We start from the raw sequence: 17,215 nt of genomic DNA, 5'->3' as shown, positions 1-17,215 counted from the left end.
TCAATGATGTCAGCTTTCTTGCAGGCATTGAGGTTACTACTGCGTTCTCACCACACAGTAATCATAATTTCAATTATAGTAATTTTTACCTATCCCTCTAAAAACCGTCTCCCCAGATCCAACGATAAAATAAGTACCACCTCTTCCACCGATAAACTAAGAGTACTGGCAATCTGTTCTATCAAGCCTAATTCCAATAATCTAGGTATTGCATCCTGTCGCGCTTGTTCTGCTTCTTGTCGCGCTTGTTCTGTTTCTTTATGACTTAACAGTTTTCTCCCAGTTTGGGGGTTAAAAAACCGCAATTCTCCGTCAATCAATCTGAGGTCTAAACCCAATACTTCACTGTGAAAAGACGAGACACCATCGGGTAAAAAGTTGGATGTAATCGGTTGATATTTGCCCTCAAATAAATAGGAACCCTTTAGTCGTGGGTTGAGGTAATCTCCGGTTGGGTCATACTGAAAATACTCTTGCACACCTAAAAGTGAATATTTCGTGGGTTTATCCTCTTCATCGTTTTCTTGGGTGCTTGCAGAAGTGATTTCCAATATAAAATTAGGGACTTTACCCCCTTCTTCCCAAACCTTGTAGCTGAGGCGCTTTTTCTTGTCTACCTCAAATACCACAAAGACATCAGGAGCAATCACAGCACTAGGAATGCCCTTTTTGTAGTAAACAAATAGATTCCCCGATACGTAAACATCATTTCGGTCTTGGAAATAAATGTCTAAGGCTTCTACAGCATAAATTAGATAATCCCGTGCTGGATCGCTCTCAGCCATTGGTTTACCATCAGAGCTGGGGTAGATAATTTCGGTCTTGAGTTGGTTAGCAGAAAGGGTCACGTCGCTTCGCTCCGAATTCAAAATTCAAAATTCAAAATTCCAAATTAATGATCCCCATAAATAAATTTAGGGGCTTGTATCATGAGTCGTTTTCGGTCATGGTCGCAACTCTTAGAGACGCTGCGCGTAGCTTGCTTCCCCAAAGGGGTACGCTCCAATTCAAAATAGGTTATAGGGCAAGGACTTTAACTCAGCTGGGACTGATTTCAAAATAGCATTTTGTTCAGACTTCATTTTAAGTCAGAGAACATTACTATATTTAAGAAAGACTTTATTAATCTTAATAATGACTGTAACTACACAACAGCTTGCAACCCAAGACGCCTTTGATAAATTCTTTTGGACTTGGCAGGGTTACAAAATTCAGTACACTGTCATGGGTACAGGACGCCCTTTGGTTCTGGTTCACGGCTTTGGCGCTTCCATTGGACACTGGCGCAAAAATATCCCAGTTTTAGCTGATGCTGGCTACCAGGTATTTGCTATAGACCTTTTGGGTTTTGGTGGTTCCGATAAAGCGCCCATTGATTACAGTGTAGAAGTTTGGGTGGAACTGCTGAAAGATTTTTGCATAGCACATATCCAAGAACCTGCTGTATTTATTGGCAACTCTATTGGCGCACTTTTGAGCTTAATAGTACTGGTAGAACATCCAGAAATTGCTGCTGGTGGTATTTTAATTAACTCTGCGGGTGGGTTGAGTCATCGTCCTCACGAATTGAACCCACCGCTACGGATTGTGATGGCAGCTTTTAATCGGTTTGTGCGATCGCCAATTACAGGTAAATTTGTCTATAACCGCATCCGCCAAAAAGCCCAAATTCGCCGCACCCTCTATCAAGTTTACCGCGATCGCCAAGCTGTCACCGATGAATTAGTTGATTTACTTTATACTCCCTCTTGCGATCCAGGAGCGCAACAAGTCTTCGCATCTATTCTCACAGCGCCTCCTGGGCCAAGCCCAGAGGAACTTTTGCCCAAAGTAGAACGTCCTTTATTAGTAATTTGGGGTGCTGACGATCCCTGGACACCAATTACCGGGACCAAGATTTACGAAAAGGCGCGGGAGAATGGCAAAGAAATTAAAATTGTTCCCATTCCCAATGCCGGTCATTGTCCTCACGATGAGGTTCCAGATGTTGTCAATGCCCAGATTGTCGATTGGCTAGCGCAAAGGTGATAATTTCGCCTTTCTGCCGATATGTATTAGCCCAAGCAAAGTAAAAATGGGGCTAACAATCTGGGTGAGTGGATCTTAATCTTTGAATTGCGCCTTGACAAAATCAAACTCGTATGGTGTGTGAAATGGAGCTTGATGTGCGTAATGGAGATAAAAGGGTAATTCCCTTAAATCACCATCCAGATTTTTCAGAACTTGGCTATCAAGTCATCAGCGAACTAGGACGCAACCGAGAAGGGGGACGGATTACTTATCTAGCTAATATCCTCAATTTTAATCAACAAGTGGTAATTAAAGAGTTTTGTTTTGCTCGTGCAGGTGCTGATTTATCAGGTGTGAAAGCATATCAGCGCGAAATTGAAATCTTGCAACAACTCAATCATTCCCGCATTCCTCGCTATATAGATTCCTTTGAAATGCCAGGGGCTTTTTATCTGGTACAGGAATATAAAAATGCTCCATCCTTGGGATTAAAACGCAGCTTTCATCCTGAAGAAATTAAGCAAATTGCTCTGTCAATCTTAGAAATTTTGGTTTATCTGCAAAAGCAAGTTTCCCCAATTATTCATCGGGATATTAAGCCAGAGAATATTTTGGTTGATGAAGAACTAAATGCTTACTTGGTGGATTTTGGGTTGGCGAGAATACAGGGTGCGAAAGTAGCTCTGAGCAGCTTTGTAGTGGGGACTCCAGGTTTTATGCCACCAGAAGAACAGTTTGGTCATTCCCTGACAGAAGCATCAGATTTATATAGTTTAGGAGCAACACTAATTTGCTTACTTACTAATACCCGTTCTGTTGAGATTGGCAAATTAATTGATGATAACTATTGCTTTAATTTCCAGCAATTAGTTCCTCAAATCAGTCCGCGTTTCCGGTGGTGGTTGATGAAAATGGTGGAACGCAACCGAAAACGTCGCTATGCTAATGCGGCTATTGCTTTAAAAGCACTTGGGACAATTGAGGTTGTTGGTAGTGCTACTAGGATAGAGAATTTCATCAGTACAATCAAACCTAAAAAACGAACTACTTTGTTGGGACTAGCTACTGTTGTTACACTAGCTGCGGTTGCAGGAACTTTGATAAGTTATCAGCCTGGTAATACGGTTAGGCAATTGTCTGAAGCTAGAGAGTGTCAAAGTTTTGATTTAAGCTCAGATTGCCAATAAAAAATCGGAAATTAAGATTAATTAGGTTGCATCTGGCTAAGGATTACAGCAGTTTTCAATTGAATAGACTACACGCGTAGGGGCACAATATATTGTGCCCCTACAATTATGTATATTCCACGCTTGTAAAATTTGCTGGAATTTGCATGAGTATCAAAGACTGATTAATGGAGCTAAAAGGCTCATTAATGGAGTTCAAAGGCTCATTAATGGAGCTAAAAGGCTCATTAATGAAGCTAAAAGACTGATTAATGGAATTCAAAGGCTCATTAATGGAATTCAAAGGCTCATTAATGGAATTCAAAGGCTCATTAATGGAGCTAAAAGGCTCATTAATGGAGTTTAAAGACTGATTAATGGAGTTCAAAGGCTCATTAATGAAGCTAAAAGACTGATTAACGGTAACGTGCTATCAGTAATTGTCTAGTTATCTGCTGTAGTAAACTACATCTAAGTCAAAAGCTTGCATTCAATAGTTGATAGCGCTGTGAAAAAAATCCTGATTGTGTCAGCTAATCCCACAACGACAGACAAACTCCGCTTGGACGAGGAAGTAAGGGAAATTCAGGAAGGGTTGCAACGCTCTCGTAGCCGAGATAAGTTTGAACTGATTACTAAATGGGCGGTGCGACCTGACGATTTGCGGCGTGCGCTTTTAGATCATAATCCTCATATCATCCATTTTTCTGGACATGGTGGAGGAAATCAAGGTTTAGCCTTGGAAAATAATACAGGGCAAATGCAGCTAGTGAGTACAGAGTCACTGGCAAGGTTATTTAAGTTATTTAAAGACAAAGTTGAGTGTATCTTATTAAATGCCTGTTATAGCGAGGTGCAAGCTGAGGCAATTTACCAACACATTAATTGCGTAGTTGGGATGAATCGGGCAATTGGGGACAGGGCGGCAATTGAATTTGCGGTAGGCTTTTATGATGCACTGGGCGCTGATAGGTCTTATGAAGATGCTTATGAATTTGGCTGTAGCGCTATTGACTTAGAAAGTATTCCAGAGTCTTCCACCCCAGTGCTGAAAAGTCGGAACAATTCCCAAGGTGCTATCTCTGCTAACGAAACGATTCCAGATACCGAGATAAAAACAGCAATCTCCTTGGAAAATCCAGAAGGGCAGGTATCTCTAAACTCTGCTTTCTATGTCGAGCGATCGCCTATTGAGGTAGACTGTTATGAAGCGATTCTTCAACCAGGGGCCTTAATTCGCATCAAAGCTCCCCGGCAGATGGGCAAAACTTCGCTCATGTCAAGGGTTCTACATCATGCTAGTCAACATGGCTATCAGACTGCACCTGTGAATTTCCAGTCAGCCGATGCAGAATTTCTCGGCAATTTAGATCAGTTTTTGCAGTGGTTCTGCGCTAGCATTACTTACGAACTGAATCTACCCGATAAGTTAGACGAGTATTGGAAAGGTGTTTTAGGTAGCAAGAATAAATGTACAAATTATTTTCAACGGTATTTATTACCCGCGATTAATAACCCCGTAGCTTTGGGTTTGGATGAAGTCGATGAAGTCTTCAAGCATCCGATAATTGCGGCTGATTTTTTTGGATTACTACGAGCTTGGCATGAGCGGTCAAAGAATGAGACAGTTTGGAAAAATCTCCGGTTGGTGATTGTACATTCTAAGGAAGTTTATATCCCACTCAATATAAATCAGTCGCCTTTTAATGTCGGTTTACCCATTGAGTTGCCAGACTTAAATCAAATACAAGTACAAAACTTGGTACAGCGTCACAAACTCAATTGGTCTAACTTACAAATTGAAGAATTAATGACACTGGTGGGTGGTCATCCTTATTTAGTGCGAGTAGCGCTTTATGAAATTGCCCGTGGTCGGATGACGCTGGAAAATCTGCAAAAAATCGCGGCAACTGAGGAAGGGCCTTACAGTGACCATTTACGCCGCCATTGGCTGAATTTGCAAGAGGATGCAGAATTGCTAGCTGCGGTTAAACAAGTGATGATGGCAAATCGCCCCGTGGATGTAGGCACAACTGAAGCGTTTAAACTCCGCAGTATGGGGTTAGTTAAGTTTCAAGGCAATGAAGTGATACCTCTGTGTGAATTGTATCGTCAATATTTTTGGCATCGCTTGGGGTTGAAAAATTAAAAAAGTACATTAGGAGTGCAATAAGACTTTTATCTGCAATTACCATTTAATATGAATTTGAAAAAAGAATGCGACACATAGACAAAACCCTCCGCTTATCCAGGTATCACCCCCCTTAATCCCCCTTTGTTAAGGAGGGAGATCAGAAATCTGGTTCCCTCCCCTTTCTAAGGGGAGGGTTAGGGTGGGGTAATCTATCGCAAACATTTTTTGAATCGCTATAACTAAAAGGATTAACAATGGTTCAGGTTATTCAAGGAAAAGATATCACCCTAGCCCAACTTATTGATGAATTTGGTCTACAACTTGCAGACGACGAACATTTTTTTTCAGAGTGGCAGCAAGATTTAGCTGAGTTGAGTGACTTAGAAAAGCAATCTCTCAACGAAGTCAAGGCAGAATATTTGCATCTATCGAAATATCCTATTTTAGAACCTGTAGTCAAAATGGTGGTGCTATCTCCACTATTGCGTCTAGCAGGTTTTTATCAACCGCCTTTCTACATCGCCTCGGAACAAGAGGTCAGAATTTCTTCTGAAGACGAAGGCACAATTGTTAGAGGACGTATTGATATCTTGGTGTTCCATCCTCCACTTTGGGTTCTCGTAATTGAGGCAAAACGAGCAGATTACTCGTTAGTGCCAGCAATTCCACAAGCATTGGCTTATATGTTGGCAGATGCAACTTCGGCAAAACCTGTTTTTGGGTTTGTCACCAATGGTAGTGAATTTAGATTTATTAAGTTGACGAAACAGGTTACACCGAGATATGCCTTATCTTACACACTGTCGCTTAATCGCGGGGATGACTTATATACTGTCGTAAAAGTGTTAAAACATCTAGCTGGTTTAATTCGTAATTCGTAATTTGTAATTATGACCTCTCCCCAGTTTTACTACGCAAAACCGTCCCTCTCCGATTCGGAGAGGGACAGACTTGAACTTTAGTTCAAGGCAGGGAAAGGTTTTTCGAACTCACGTTGTATTTCATAATTTTTTAATTTTTAATTTTTAATTCGGAGCGAAGCGACGTGACTCAGTACCAGTATCAAGTCGGCGGTAGTCTTCCTCAAAATGCACCAACTTATGTTCGACGGCAAGCTGACGATGACCTCTATGAAGGCTTGAAGGCTGGGGATTTTTGTTATGTACTCAATTCTCGGCAGATGGGGAAATCTAGCTTGCGGGTGCGGGTAATGCAGCAGTTGCAAACAGAAGGATTTGCTTGTGCTGTTGTTGATATTACAGCTATTGGGACGGCAGATATTACCCCAGAACAGTGGTATGCCGGGGTGATTGATACTCTGGTGGGAAGTTTTAATATTTATACAACTTTTGATTTAGATACTTGGTGGAATAATAACGGTTTGCTGTCACCAGTGCAGCGCTTGAGCAAGTTTATTGAAACGGTTTTACTTCAAACAATTACTGAAAAGATTGTTATTTTTATTGATGAAATTGACAGCATTCTAAGTCTTTCATTTAACTTGGATGACTTTTTTGCAGTTATCCGCGATTGCTACAACCGACGAGCAGACCATCCTGAATATAATCGCCTCACTTTTGCTTTGATTGGAGTATCTACGCCTTCAGATTTGATTCAAGACAAACGCCGCACACCTTTTAATATTGGACAGGCAATTGATTTAACTGGCTTTCAACTCCCAGAAGCGCAACCCTTGGCGCGGGGTTTGGCTGAAGTGGGTGATTCTCAAGAATTAATGCAGGTGGTGCTGGACTGGACGGGAGGACAGCCGTTTTTGACCCAAAAAGTTTGTAAGTTGCTGGTGCAGGGGGGACTAGAGACTAGGAATTGGGGAATAGAGATTGGGGACTGGGTGGAAGAGTTGGTACGCGAGGGGATTATTGAGAATTGGGAAACGCAAGACGAGCCGGAGCATTTGAAGACGATTCGAGACAGAATCATGCAGAGTGGGGAACAGAGAACTGGGCGATTGTTGGGGTTGTGTCAGCAAATTTCGCAACAGGGAGAGATAGAAACTGATGACAGTCCTGAACAAACAGAATTGCAGCTGACGGGGTTAGTGGTGAAGCGAGACGGTAAGCTACGAATTTATAACCGGATTTATGCAGAGGTGTTTAAACAGGAGTGGGCTGAAAAAATCTTGGCAAAGTTGCGTCCTTACTCGGCTGCATTGAATGCCTGGGTTGAGTCGGAACGTCAAGATGAGTCGCGCTTGTTCCGGGGAAAGACTTTGCAAGATGCTCAAGAATGGGCAGTCGATAAAAGTTTGAGTGACTTAGACTATCAGTTTTTAGCTGCTAGCCAAGAGTTGGAAAAACGTGATGTGCAGAAAAGACTGGAGGCAGAGGAACAGGCAAAGCAAGTTTTAGCAGAGGCGAACCACAAAGCTAATCAACGAATTCGTATTGGTTCTTTGGTGTTAGGTTTTGCTCTAATAGGGGCAGTAGCATCATCTATAGCTACTCAAAAAAGTCTTGAGGAATTAAAAAAGGCAGAAGCAGCCAGAGAAGTTGCTTTAACGGTTACGCGATTGGAACAAGACGGAACAAATGCGTTGCAGTTGTTTGAGTCTTCCAGGAAATTTGATGCTCTGCTATTAGCAATGGAGACGGCAGGAACATTAAAAAGTCTGGTCAAGGATAAACAATCTTTAGCAGACTATCCAGCATACAGCCCTTTGTCTAATTTACAGAGAATTCTATCTAGTACTAATATTCGCGAACAAAATCGTCTCGAAGGGCATAGCGATTCGGTCAACAGCGTAGTGTTCAGCCCGGATGGCAAAACTTTAGCTTCTGCCAGTTATGACAAGACAATCAAATTGTGGAATCGGGACACAGGCAAAGAAATTACCACTCTCAGGGGGCATAGCGATTCGGTCAACAGCGTAGTGTTCAGCCCGGATGGCAAAACTTTAGCTTCTGCCAGTTATGACAAGACAATCAAATTGTGGAATCGGGACACAGGCAAAGAAATTACCACTCTCAGGGGGCATAGCGATAAGGTCAACAGCGTAGTGTTCAGCCCGGATGGCAAAACTTTAGCTTCCGCCAGTAGTGACAAGACAATCAAATTGTGGAATCGGGACACAGGCAAAGAAATTACCACTCTCAGGGGGCATAGCGATAAGGTCTACAGCGTAATGTTCAGCCCGGATGGCAAAACTTTAGCTTCTGCCAGCGATGACAAGACAATCAAATTGTGGAATCTCGACACGCACAAAGAAATTACCACTCTCAGGGGGCATAGCAATTGGGTCAACAGCGTAGTGTTCAGCCCGGATGGCAAAACTTTAGCTTCTGCCAGTTATGACAAGACAATCAAATTGTGGAATCTCGACACGCACAAAGAAATTACCACTCTCAGGGGGCATAGCAATTGGGTCAACAGCGTAGTGTTCAGCCCGGATGGCAAAACTTTAGCTTCTGCCAGTTATGACAAGACAATCAAATTGTGGAATCTCGACACGCACAAAGAAATTACCACTCTCAGGGGGCATAGCAATTGGGTCAACAGCGTAGTGTTCAGCCCGGATGGCAAAACTTTAGCTTCTGCCAGTTATGACAAGACAATCAAATTGTGGAATCGGGACACAGGCAAAGAAATTACCACTCTCAGGGGGCATAGCGATTGGGTCATCACGGCCGTCTTCAGCCCAGATGGCAAAACTTTAGCTTCCGCCAGTAGTGACAAGACAATCAAATTGTGGAATCTCGACACAGGCAAAGAAATTACCACTCTCAGGGGGCATAGCGATAGGGTCAGCAGCGCCGTCTTCAGCCCGGATGGCAAAACTTTAGCTTCCTCTAGTTATGACAAGACAATCAAATTGTGGAATCTCGACACAGGCAAAGAAATTACCACTCTCAGGGGGCATAGCGATAGGGTCAGCAGCGCCGTCTTCAGCCCGGATGGCAAAACTTTAGCTTCCTCTAGTTATGACAAGACAATCAAATTGTGGAATCTCGACACAGGCAAAGAAATTACCACTCTCAGGGGGCATAGCGATAGGGTTAGCAGCGTCGTCTTTAGCCCGGATGGCAAAACTTTAGCTTCTGCTAGTTATGACAAGACCATCAAATTGTGGAATCTCGACACAGGCAAAGCAATTACCACTCTCAGGGGGCATAGCCAAAAAGTCAACAGCGTCGTCTTCAGCCCGGATGGCAAAACTTTAGCTTCTGCCAGCGATGACAACACCATCAAATTGTGGAATCTCGACACAGGCAAAGAAATTACCACCCTGATTGGGCATAGCGATTCGGTTTACAGCGTCGAGTTTAGCCCGGATGGCAAAACTTTAGCTTCCGCTAGTGGTGACAACACCATCAAATTGTGGAACCTAAATCTTGATGATTTATTAGCACAGGGTTGCAGTCGGCTTAAGAGTTATTTAATTAGCCATCCTGATGCGGTTAAGGTGTGTCCAAGGCAGTAGAGAGATGAGGGGGATGTGGTTCGACTTCGCTCACCAACCGGGGGATGAGGAAGTTATGGCGAGTTAATATTCATAATAGGCGATTGCTCACTAAAAAAGAAATGCGATCGCAGTTCTGAACTCGGTGTTTCAAGTTCCGAACACCAATGGCCGAGCAAAAAGGTCGAAGTTCCGAGTTCCGAACACCAATGACCGAGTAAAAAGGTCGAACTTCCGAGTTCCGAACACTAATGACCGAGTAAAAAGGTCGAACTTCCGAGTTCTGAACACCAATGACCTAGCAAAAAGGTCGAACTTCCGAGTCCCGAACACTAATGACCGAGCAAAAAGGTCGAAGTTCCAAGTTAAACCTCCGGTTCCACTCCCAGCGCTTTTAATTGAGCAGCTAATCTCTCTGCACGCTGACTTTCTTGTTCTGCAAGCTGTTGAGCGACATTTTTCTCTTGCCGTTTTTTTGCTGCTAACTCCAAACCCCACAGTAATAGTTCGCCGTTGTCATCCCACCAACGTAACCAATAACCTGTGCGGTTTTCTTGGCTTCCTTGCCATACGCCTAAAAACAAATTCATTTCGGCAATCCAGTGACGATTGTTTGCATCTGGTGTTTGCAGTTGATAATATCCTAAATCATCTCGCCGATAAACTTCTAAAACTCCGCTATCTAATTCAAAAATGGCATAGTTTGGCACTTGTAAAATCTGCTCATAATAAAACCATTTACCAGGGGGATAGGTCGGTTTACTGGAATACTCTCCACCTTCGGTATCTGAGAGAAATTCCATCACAATTACGGGAATATCGCCTTGGAGTCGTGGCGTATAACTGCGCTTCACTTCTTCCCGTGAGACTCGAATAGATGATACATAACCCCAATCTGGCGCTTTGACGACAAATCGATTATTCAAAGTGGCGCAAATACCGTAATTAGTGATGGTTAAAGCATCAGTGGGTAATCTGCCAGCAATTTCTAAGCTTTCAGTTAAAGCAGCAGCCAAGAGTGGCTGATTAATGTTATCCACTGGCTCGTTGTCTAAAACAAAATCATCAGGTAACTTTTCCCAGGTGACATTATGGGTGGCTGCATTGGCTAGCATGATCAGAATATCTCAAGTACAAATTCAATTTCTAATGACCCAATTAAAAAATTGCACACGGCGTTACTCCTGAGCAAGGGTTTGCACTTCTTCCACTGACAATGCCAAAGCTTGGGCAATCTGTTCAATGGTCAAATTCATTTGCAATAATCGCGGTATGGCATCTCTTCTGGCTTGTTCTGCAAGTTCCGCCCGTTGCCGTTCTTGTTCGGCGTTGCGAGAAATTTCTGTATAAGTTAAAAACCTTTCTCCATCAGGGCGATATAACTGTAAACCCTCTGATGATGGAACAAAGCGAATTTTTAACAGAGGACTAACCCAATCTTCCATTTGGGGGATGACATCTAACCCATCTTCACTACGCAACCATCCACGCAAATTATTTTTCTCAGGATCGTAAATGTAATACTCTTCCACGCCATAGCGGTCATAGAAAAGTAATTTCTTGTCCATTTCAGTTTGGGTGTTGCTGGGAGAAAGAATTTCAAACACAACTTGTGGTGCAATTCCCTCCTCTTTCCATTGTTGGTAGCACAAGCGATCGCCTTTTGGTCTACCTAATACCACCAGCACATCTGGGGCGTTAACAATTTTGTTGCGTCCCTCTACCGGATACCAAAATAAATCCCCGGCGACAAATACATTTGGATCGTCAGCAAATAGCCAATCTAAATTCTGCTTGATTTCTACAATCCAGCCAAACTGTATAGTATTATTTGCCACTGGTTGTCCGTCACTATCTGGGTAGATGACCTCTGGCTGGGTCGGCGGTTGGATTTGCGATACCATAGCTTCGCCCTCAGAAGGATATTTAATCGGGATGCTTCCAAATTAGCAGACTCTAAAGTATGTCTGCGGCATGAATCTGGAATGATAACTCCCTATAACAGTACTATTGTTCTACAATAAACCGATTAAAGATAGTATTATTAAGGACTGTTTCATCAGAAACTCCTTCTTCGCCGCCCAATATGTCAGACCAACAGCTAGCAGCATCCTTGAATGGACATCTTCCGTACCCCAGCCACAACAGCCAGAATACCATTCGGATTCGGGGTGCTAGGCAGCATAATCTGAAAAATATTGACTTGGAATTGCCACGTGATCGCCTAATCGTATTCACTGGCGTTTCTGGTTCTGGTAAGTCTTCCCTAGCCTTTGATACCATTTTCGCTGAAGGGCAACGTCGTTACGTAGAATCCCTCAGCGCCTACGCACGGCAATTTCTAGGACAGTTGGATAAGCCGGATGTGGAAGCGATTGAAGGCTTAAGTCCAGCAATTTCCATTGACCAAAAGTCAACCTCTCATAATCCTCGTTCCACAGTGGGTACGGTGACAGAGATTTACGACTATTTGCGGCTGTTGTTTGGCCGGGCTGGTGAACCCCATTGTCCGATATGCGATCGCTGTATTGCACCCCAGACAATCGATGAGATGTGCGATCGCATCATGGAATTACCAGACCGCACCCGCTTCCAAATTCTTGCACCCGTTGTCCGGGGGAAAAAAGGCACACATCGTAAGCTTTTGTCAAGTCTGGTATCCCAAGGTTTTGTCCGCGTGCGAATCAATGGCGAGATCCGCGAACTGTCAGATTCCATTGAATTGGATAAAAACTTTACCCACACCATCGAAGTAGTAATCGACCGCTTGGTGAAAAAAACTGATATTCAGGAGCGTTTGGTTGATTCCCTGTCTACGTGTCTCAAGCAATCGGGTGGGATTGCCAGTATTGTCATTAGTCATGAGTCATCTCAGGAACCCCCCCCTAACCCACCCTTGGCAAGGGGGGGTGCCGAAGGCGGGGGGTCTAGCTCCGAAGAAGAATTAGTATTTTCGGAAAACTTTGCCTGTCCAGAACATGGCGCGGTAATGGAGGAATTATCGCCGCGATTGTTCTCCTTTAACTCACCTTATGGTGCTTGTCCGCACTGTCATGGAATTGGGACTTTAAGAAGATTTGCGCCAGACTTGATTGTACCCGACTGGGAAGCGCCAGTTTATGCTGCGATCGCGCCTTGGTCAGAAAAAGACAATTCTTATTACTTAGAATTACTCTATAGCGTCGGACAGATTTATGGATTTGAGTTGCAGACAAATTGGAGCAAGCTGACAGAAGAACAACAGCAAATTATTTTGTTTGGAGAGAAAGATGAACGAGCCGCAGAGGCACAGAGGAAGCAGAATTTCAAAGGTGCTATTCCAATTTTGCAACGACAATATGAAGGTGGTTCTGAATTAGTTAAGCAAAAATTAGAGCAGTATTTAATCGATCAACCGTGTGAAGTTTGTGGAGGAAAACGATTAAAACCGGAAGCGTTGGCGGTGAAGTTGGGACAATATGGAATTTTAGATTTGACTATCGTATCAATTCGAGATTGTCAGGAGAGAATTGAGCAATTTAAGTTGAGCGATCGCCAGTTACAAATTGCTGATTTAGTCCTGAGAGAAATCAAAGCTAGATTGCAATTTTTGTTAGATGTAGGTTTAGATTACCTCACCCTTGATCGTCCCGCCATGACCCTTTCTGGTGGCGAAGCCCAACGAATTCGTCTAGCAACGCAAATTGGTTCTGGATTAACAGGAGTTCTCTACGTTTTAGATGAACCGAGTATTGGTTTGCATCAACGAGATAATGGCAGGTTGCTCAAAACCTTAACGAAATTACGCGATTTGGGTAATACATTAATTGTCGTTGAGCATGATGAAGAAACAATTCGTGCAGCCAACCACATAGTTGATATTGGTCCCGGTGCAGGAATTCACGGCGGAAATATTATCGCCCAAGGAGATTTTCAGGCCTTATTAGCAGCAGAAGATTCTTTGACGGGTGCATATTTATCAGGAAGGCGAGTAATTACCACACCAGCAGAACGCCGAGAAGGAAATGGGCGGAGTTTAGGAATTAAAAATGCCCATCGCAACAATTTACAAAATATAGATGTAGACATTCCGCTAGGTAAACTCGTCTCCATTACTGGTGTGTCTGGTTCTGGCAAATCTACCCTGATTAACGAATTACTGTACCCGTCTCTGCAACACCATTTAACTAAGAAAGTTCCCTTACCCAGACATTTGGATAAAATTCAGGGATTAAATGCGATTGATAAAGCGATCGTTATCGATCAATCCCCAATTGGACGCACACCACGTTCTAACCCTGCAACATACACAGGAATTTTTGATGCCATTCGGGATGTATTTTCCCAAACAGTAGAAGCCAAAGCTAGGGGCTATAAACCTGGACAATTTTCCTTCAACGTTAAAGGTGGACGTTGTGAAGCTTGTAGCGGACAGGGTGTGAATGTTATTGAAATGAACTTTCTCCCGGATGTTTACGTGCAATGCGAAATTTGTAAAGGTGCAAGATACAACCGCGAAACTTTGCAGGTGAAGTACAAAGATAAGTCTATTTCTGATGTTCTGAGAATGACAGTTGAGGAAAGTTTAGACTTTTTCCAGAATATTCCCAAAGCGATCGCGCGTTTGCAAACTTTATTTGATGTCGGGTTGGGTTATGTCCAATTAGGACAACCTGCGACTACCTTATCTGGTGGCGAAGCGCAACGGGTAAAATTAGCAACAGAACTATCTCGACGCGCCACAGGTAAGACACTTTATTTAATAGATGAACCGACAACAGGGTTATCTTTTTACGATGTCCATAAATTGTTAGATGTGTTGCAAAGATTGGTAGATAAAGGGAATTCAATTTTAGTAATTGAACACAACTTAGATGTAATTCGTTGTTCTGATTGGGTAATAGATTTGGGGCCAGAAGGTGGCGACAAAGGCGGAGAATTAATTGCTGTGGGTACACCAGAAGAAGTAGCAAAAAATCCCAAATCTTATACTGGGCAATATTTACAGCAGGTATTAAAACAATATCCGGCGATGAGAAAGTAGAGTTTTGGTCTTAGATATAGATGCAAAGAGGCTTACCGCAGAGTAAGTGCAAATAAAAGCGATCGCTTATTATAAAATGGTTCTATTTGAGAACCTAAAGGATAAAGTTCAATGGCTATACCGTATTCATCAAAAGGTAGAATCCATATAACTTATTGGGTTAGGAGGAAAGGGAACAGCTTGCGCTTTTAAGATTTCCGCCAGAACTTGAGCAACATGGTGTATAGGATTTTTGTAGAAATAGATTTATAGCAACCGCCAAGGCGATTAGGACAAACAGTATACTTGATGAGTAAAGTAACAAATATTGATACTGCTCAAGCGGACAGTAGAGGAATAGATAATGCCAAAACCCTACAGTTACGACCTACGTCAGAAAGTAATTCAAGCAATTGAGTTAGACGGGATGAGCAAGAGTGAAGCATCTCAAGTTTTTCAAATCAGTCGAAATACAATCAACCTATGGCTTCAACGTAAAGCCACCACTGGAGATTACCAAGCTTTACCAAATCAACCATTAGGGAATGGTGATAAAATTACTGACTGGGAAAAATTTGGGAAATTTGTCGAGGTTAATGGGGATAAAACCCAAGTAGAGATGGCCAAACTATGGTCAGTAGAAATTAAAGAAATTAGCGCTCGCACAATATCAAGAGCCTTACGGAAAATTGGGTTCACTCGTAAAAAAAAACTTATGGTTATCAAGAACGAGATGAAGTTAAACGACAAGCATTCAGTGAAGAGATAGCGATGTATAAACCAGAGTCAATAGTCTATATAGACAAAGCTGGACTGGATAATAGAGAAGATTATAGGTATGGTTGGAATCAAAGAGGCAATCGCTTTCATGCTCTTAAAAGTGGCAGGAGGCAAGGGCGAGTTAATATGATCGCCGCTTGTTGTAATGGGAAGTTATTTGCTCCGTTTACTGTTGAGGGAGCAAGGAAGCGAAACGTATTTGAAACTTGGCTTGAAACTTGTTTAATTCCAGCGCTTAAACCCGGACAAATAGTGATTGCAGATAATGCTACATTTCACCGAGGCGGATGTATTCAAGAATTAATTGAAGCGGCAGACTGTCACTTAAAATACTTACCGCCTTATTCGCCTGATCTTAATAAAATTGAGCGATGTTGGTCATGGTTGAAGAGTCGAATTCGTAAACAACTCATTCAATTTGACTGTCTTCGAGATGCCATAGAAGATGTTCTTCGCACAGCGTCCTAACTGCCTTGGCGATTGCTATATTTATCAACGAAAGCGATTTCCAACACGAACTCTGCGTGTCTCTATATTGCCTTTCCGAATAGGGGTACACAAATATGCACCCAAATCCATCCAAACGAAAACTTTATGCAATAAACTACAATCCATACCATATTTGTTCAAAACAGGCTGCACTTTTTCCATATTTAGCGATAGATTATCTGCTACTTGGCCGATTTATTCATAAAAGTTTTTCGCACCCTTCGGTGAAATTAAAACCAGGAATTTTGCAGTGGCAGAACGAATCTTAAAGTACACCTTTAACTTCCACAATGGGAGCATTAGATTTATTGAGTTCAGGACAAATAGGAACTCTGACTGAACAGAGGCAAAAAGTCCTGAGCATTGCCACCACTAATACTGAACACCTGATTTGTTTGGTGAACGATATTCTCGATTTAGAGCGGATGAAATCGGGCAAAATCTTCATGCAAAAGGCCAAGTGCAACACCGCAGACTTGCTAATTATGGCAACGGAAGCGATGCAAGCAATGGCAGATAAATTACAAGTCAGACTGATTATAAATCCTGTGACAGTTCAACTTTGGTTTGGGCAAATCCCAATCGCCTTCTGCAAACCCTCACCAATTTACTGAGCAACGCGATTAAGTTTTCTGAACCAGGTGACACAGTGTGGATAAGTGCCACTCTCTCAGAATCCAAAGGCGTTGAGGGCATTGGATAGCATCTGTCAGACTGAAGCGCAAAGGAATTAGTCTATAAATAATTTACGCGCTAGGAAAGCGATCGCCCCTACCAATATCCTCCAACAACCAGGCACGCAACAGAGGATCTAAAACCAACCAGGGCGGCAAAACACCAGATAAGCTCACAACTTTCATTGCTTCCTTAGAGACTTCAGCAATACTATAGCCTAAAACCCTTACTATCCAAGGCTTTGATAGTGATGCTAAAACCGTCCAAAATTATTTTGGAGAAAATAGTTGACACAAGGAGTTGGGTTCGCTATATTGAATAAGTGCTGGAAGCGGAGCGCGAAAAAGCGACGCTAAAAGGACACCGAACCTTGAAAATATTATAGTTTGAAAGCGATTATACAGCAAGTGGATTGCGTCAAGCAAATAAAAATAACTAAGCTGAAGTTAAAAAAGAGCAGCTAAGTTGAGCTATAGAGCTTTCCAATACAAAACGGAGAGTTTGATCCTGGCTCAGGATGAACGCTGGCGGTATGCTTAACA

General features: G+C 42.6%; 11 protein-coding genes and 1 pseudogene. 8 read left to right on the top strand and 4 right to left on the bottom strand.

Going from position 1 to position 17,215, the window contains the following annotated elements; genetic code table 11:
* Positions 1-89: 89 nt before the first annotated feature.
* Positions 90-848 (bottom strand): Uma2 family endonuclease, encoded by a 759-nt coding sequence (locus tag HWQ40_RS32475; RefSeq protein ID WP_292786094.1) that lies wholly within the window; start codon positions 846-848, stop codon positions 90-92.
* 286 nt (positions 849-1,134) lie between these two features.
* On the opposite strand from HWQ40_RS32475, the gene HWQ40_RS32470 reads away from it, so the two are divergent.
* From HWQ40_RS32470 to HWQ40_RS32450, 5 genes are all read left to right on the top strand, one after another.
* Positions 1,135-2,028: an alpha/beta fold hydrolase gene (locus tag HWQ40_RS32470; protein ID WP_292786093.1), complete on the top strand. Its 894-nt coding sequence runs from the start codon at positions 1,135-1,137 to the stop codon at positions 2,026-2,028.
* 125 nt (positions 2,029-2,153) lie between these two features.
* On the top strand, positions 2,154-3,197 hold the full coding sequence (locus tag HWQ40_RS32465; RefSeq protein WP_292786120.1) for a serine/threonine-protein kinase: 1,044 nt from the start codon (positions 2,154-2,156) through the stop codon (positions 3,195-3,197).
* Between the two features lie 487 nt (positions 3,198-3,684).
* Positions 3,685-5,325, top strand: coding sequence for an AAA-like domain-containing protein (locus tag HWQ40_RS32460; RefSeq protein WP_292786118.1), 1,641 nt, complete (start codon positions 3,685-3,687; stop codon positions 5,323-5,325).
* Positions 5,326-5,564: 239 nt separating this feature from the next.
* On the top strand, positions 5,565-6,191 hold the full coding sequence (locus HWQ40_RS32455) for a type I restriction enzyme HsdR N-terminal domain-containing protein (RefSeq protein WP_292786092.1): 627 nt from the start codon (positions 5,565-5,567) through the stop codon (positions 6,189-6,191).
* Between the two features lie 164 nt (positions 6,192-6,355).
* Entirely contained in the window at positions 6,356-9,748 is a 3,393-nt protein-coding gene (locus HWQ40_RS32450; protein ID WP_292786091.1) for an AAA-like domain-containing protein, read from the top strand.
* A gap of 344 nt (positions 9,749-10,092) precedes the next feature.
* Here the strand turns inward: HWQ40_RS32450 and HWQ40_RS32445 are convergent, their stop codons facing one another.
* Positions 10,093-10,842, bottom strand: coding sequence for a Uma2 family endonuclease (locus HWQ40_RS32445; RefSeq protein ID WP_292786090.1), 750 nt, complete (start codon positions 10,840-10,842; stop codon positions 10,093-10,095).
* 63 nt (positions 10,843-10,905) lie between these two features.
* Positions 10,906-11,631 (bottom strand): Uma2 family endonuclease, encoded by a 726-nt coding sequence (locus HWQ40_RS32440; protein WP_292786088.1) that lies wholly within the window; start codon positions 11,629-11,631, stop codon positions 10,906-10,908.
* Positions 11,632-11,813: 182 nt separating this feature from the next.
* Between HWQ40_RS32440 and uvrA the strand changes: the two genes are divergently transcribed.
* The 3 genes from uvrA (at position 11,814) to HWQ40_RS32425 (ending at position 16,612) form a co-directional block, all read left to right on the top strand.
* A complete protein-coding gene (gene uvrA, locus HWQ40_RS32435; protein ID WP_292786087.1) occupies positions 11,814-14,750 on the top strand; it encodes an excinuclease ABC subunit UvrA in 2,937 nt (978 codons plus the stop codon).
* 343 nt (positions 14,751-15,093) lie between these two features.
* Positions 15,094-15,977, top strand: a protein-coding gene (locus tag HWQ40_RS32430; RefSeq protein WP_292785031.1) for an IS630 family transposase whose coding sequence is annotated in 2 segments (ribosomal slippage) — positions 15,094-15,432 and positions 15,435-15,977 — 882 coding nt in all. Because the reading frame shifts where the segments join, the coding sequence is not laid out codon by codon here.
* A 311-nt stretch (positions 15,978-16,288) separates the two neighbouring features.
* A complete protein-coding gene (locus HWQ40_RS32425; protein WP_292786086.1) occupies positions 16,289-16,612 on the top strand; it encodes a hypothetical protein in 324 nt (107 codons plus the stop codon).
* 147 nt (positions 16,613-16,759) lie between these two features.
* Here the strand turns inward: HWQ40_RS32425 and HWQ40_RS32420 are convergent.
* A pseudogene (locus HWQ40_RS32420) lies at positions 16,760-16,849 on the bottom strand (nicotinate-nucleotide diphosphorylase (carboxylating)); the annotation flags it as partial.
* Between the last annotated feature and the right edge of the window lie 366 nt (positions 16,850-17,215).

The sequence above is a fragment of the Nostoc sp. NMS9 genome (genome assembly GCF_017114995.1).
Taxonomy (GTDB): Bacteria; Cyanobacteriota; Cyanobacteriia; order Cyanobacteriales; family Nostocaceae; genus Nostoc.
The sequence above is the reverse complement of the archived record's forward strand: the minus strand, read 5'-3'. Positions and strand labels throughout refer to the sequence as shown.

Excerpts from the sequence above, each read along its gene's own strand:
- HWQ40_RS32470 (WP_292786093.1), top strand. The coding sequence starts at position 1,135 with ATGACTGTAACTACACAACAGCTTGCAACCCAAGACGCCTTTGATAAA.
- HWQ40_RS32465 (WP_292786120.1), top strand. The coding sequence starts at position 2,154 with ATGGAGCTTGATGTGCGTAATGGAGATAAAAGGGTAATTCCCTTAAAT.
- HWQ40_RS32455 (WP_292786092.1), top strand. The coding sequence starts at position 5,565 with ATGGTTCAGGTTATTCAAGGAAAAGATATCACCCTAGCCCAACTTATT.
- HWQ40_RS32445 (WP_292786090.1), bottom strand. The coding sequence starts at position 10,842 with ATGCTAGCCAATGCAGCCACCCATAATGTCACCTGGGAAAAGTTACCT.
- HWQ40_RS32440 (WP_292786088.1), bottom strand. The coding sequence starts at position 11,631 with ATGGTATCGCAAATCCAACCGCCGACCCAGCCAGAGGTCATCTACCCA.
- uvrA (WP_292786087.1), top strand. The coding sequence starts at position 11,814 with ATGTCAGACCAACAGCTAGCAGCATCCTTGAATGGACATCTTCCGTAC.
- HWQ40_RS32425 (WP_292786086.1), top strand. The coding sequence starts at position 16,289 with ATGGGAGCATTAGATTTATTGAGTTCAGGACAAATAGGAACTCTGACT.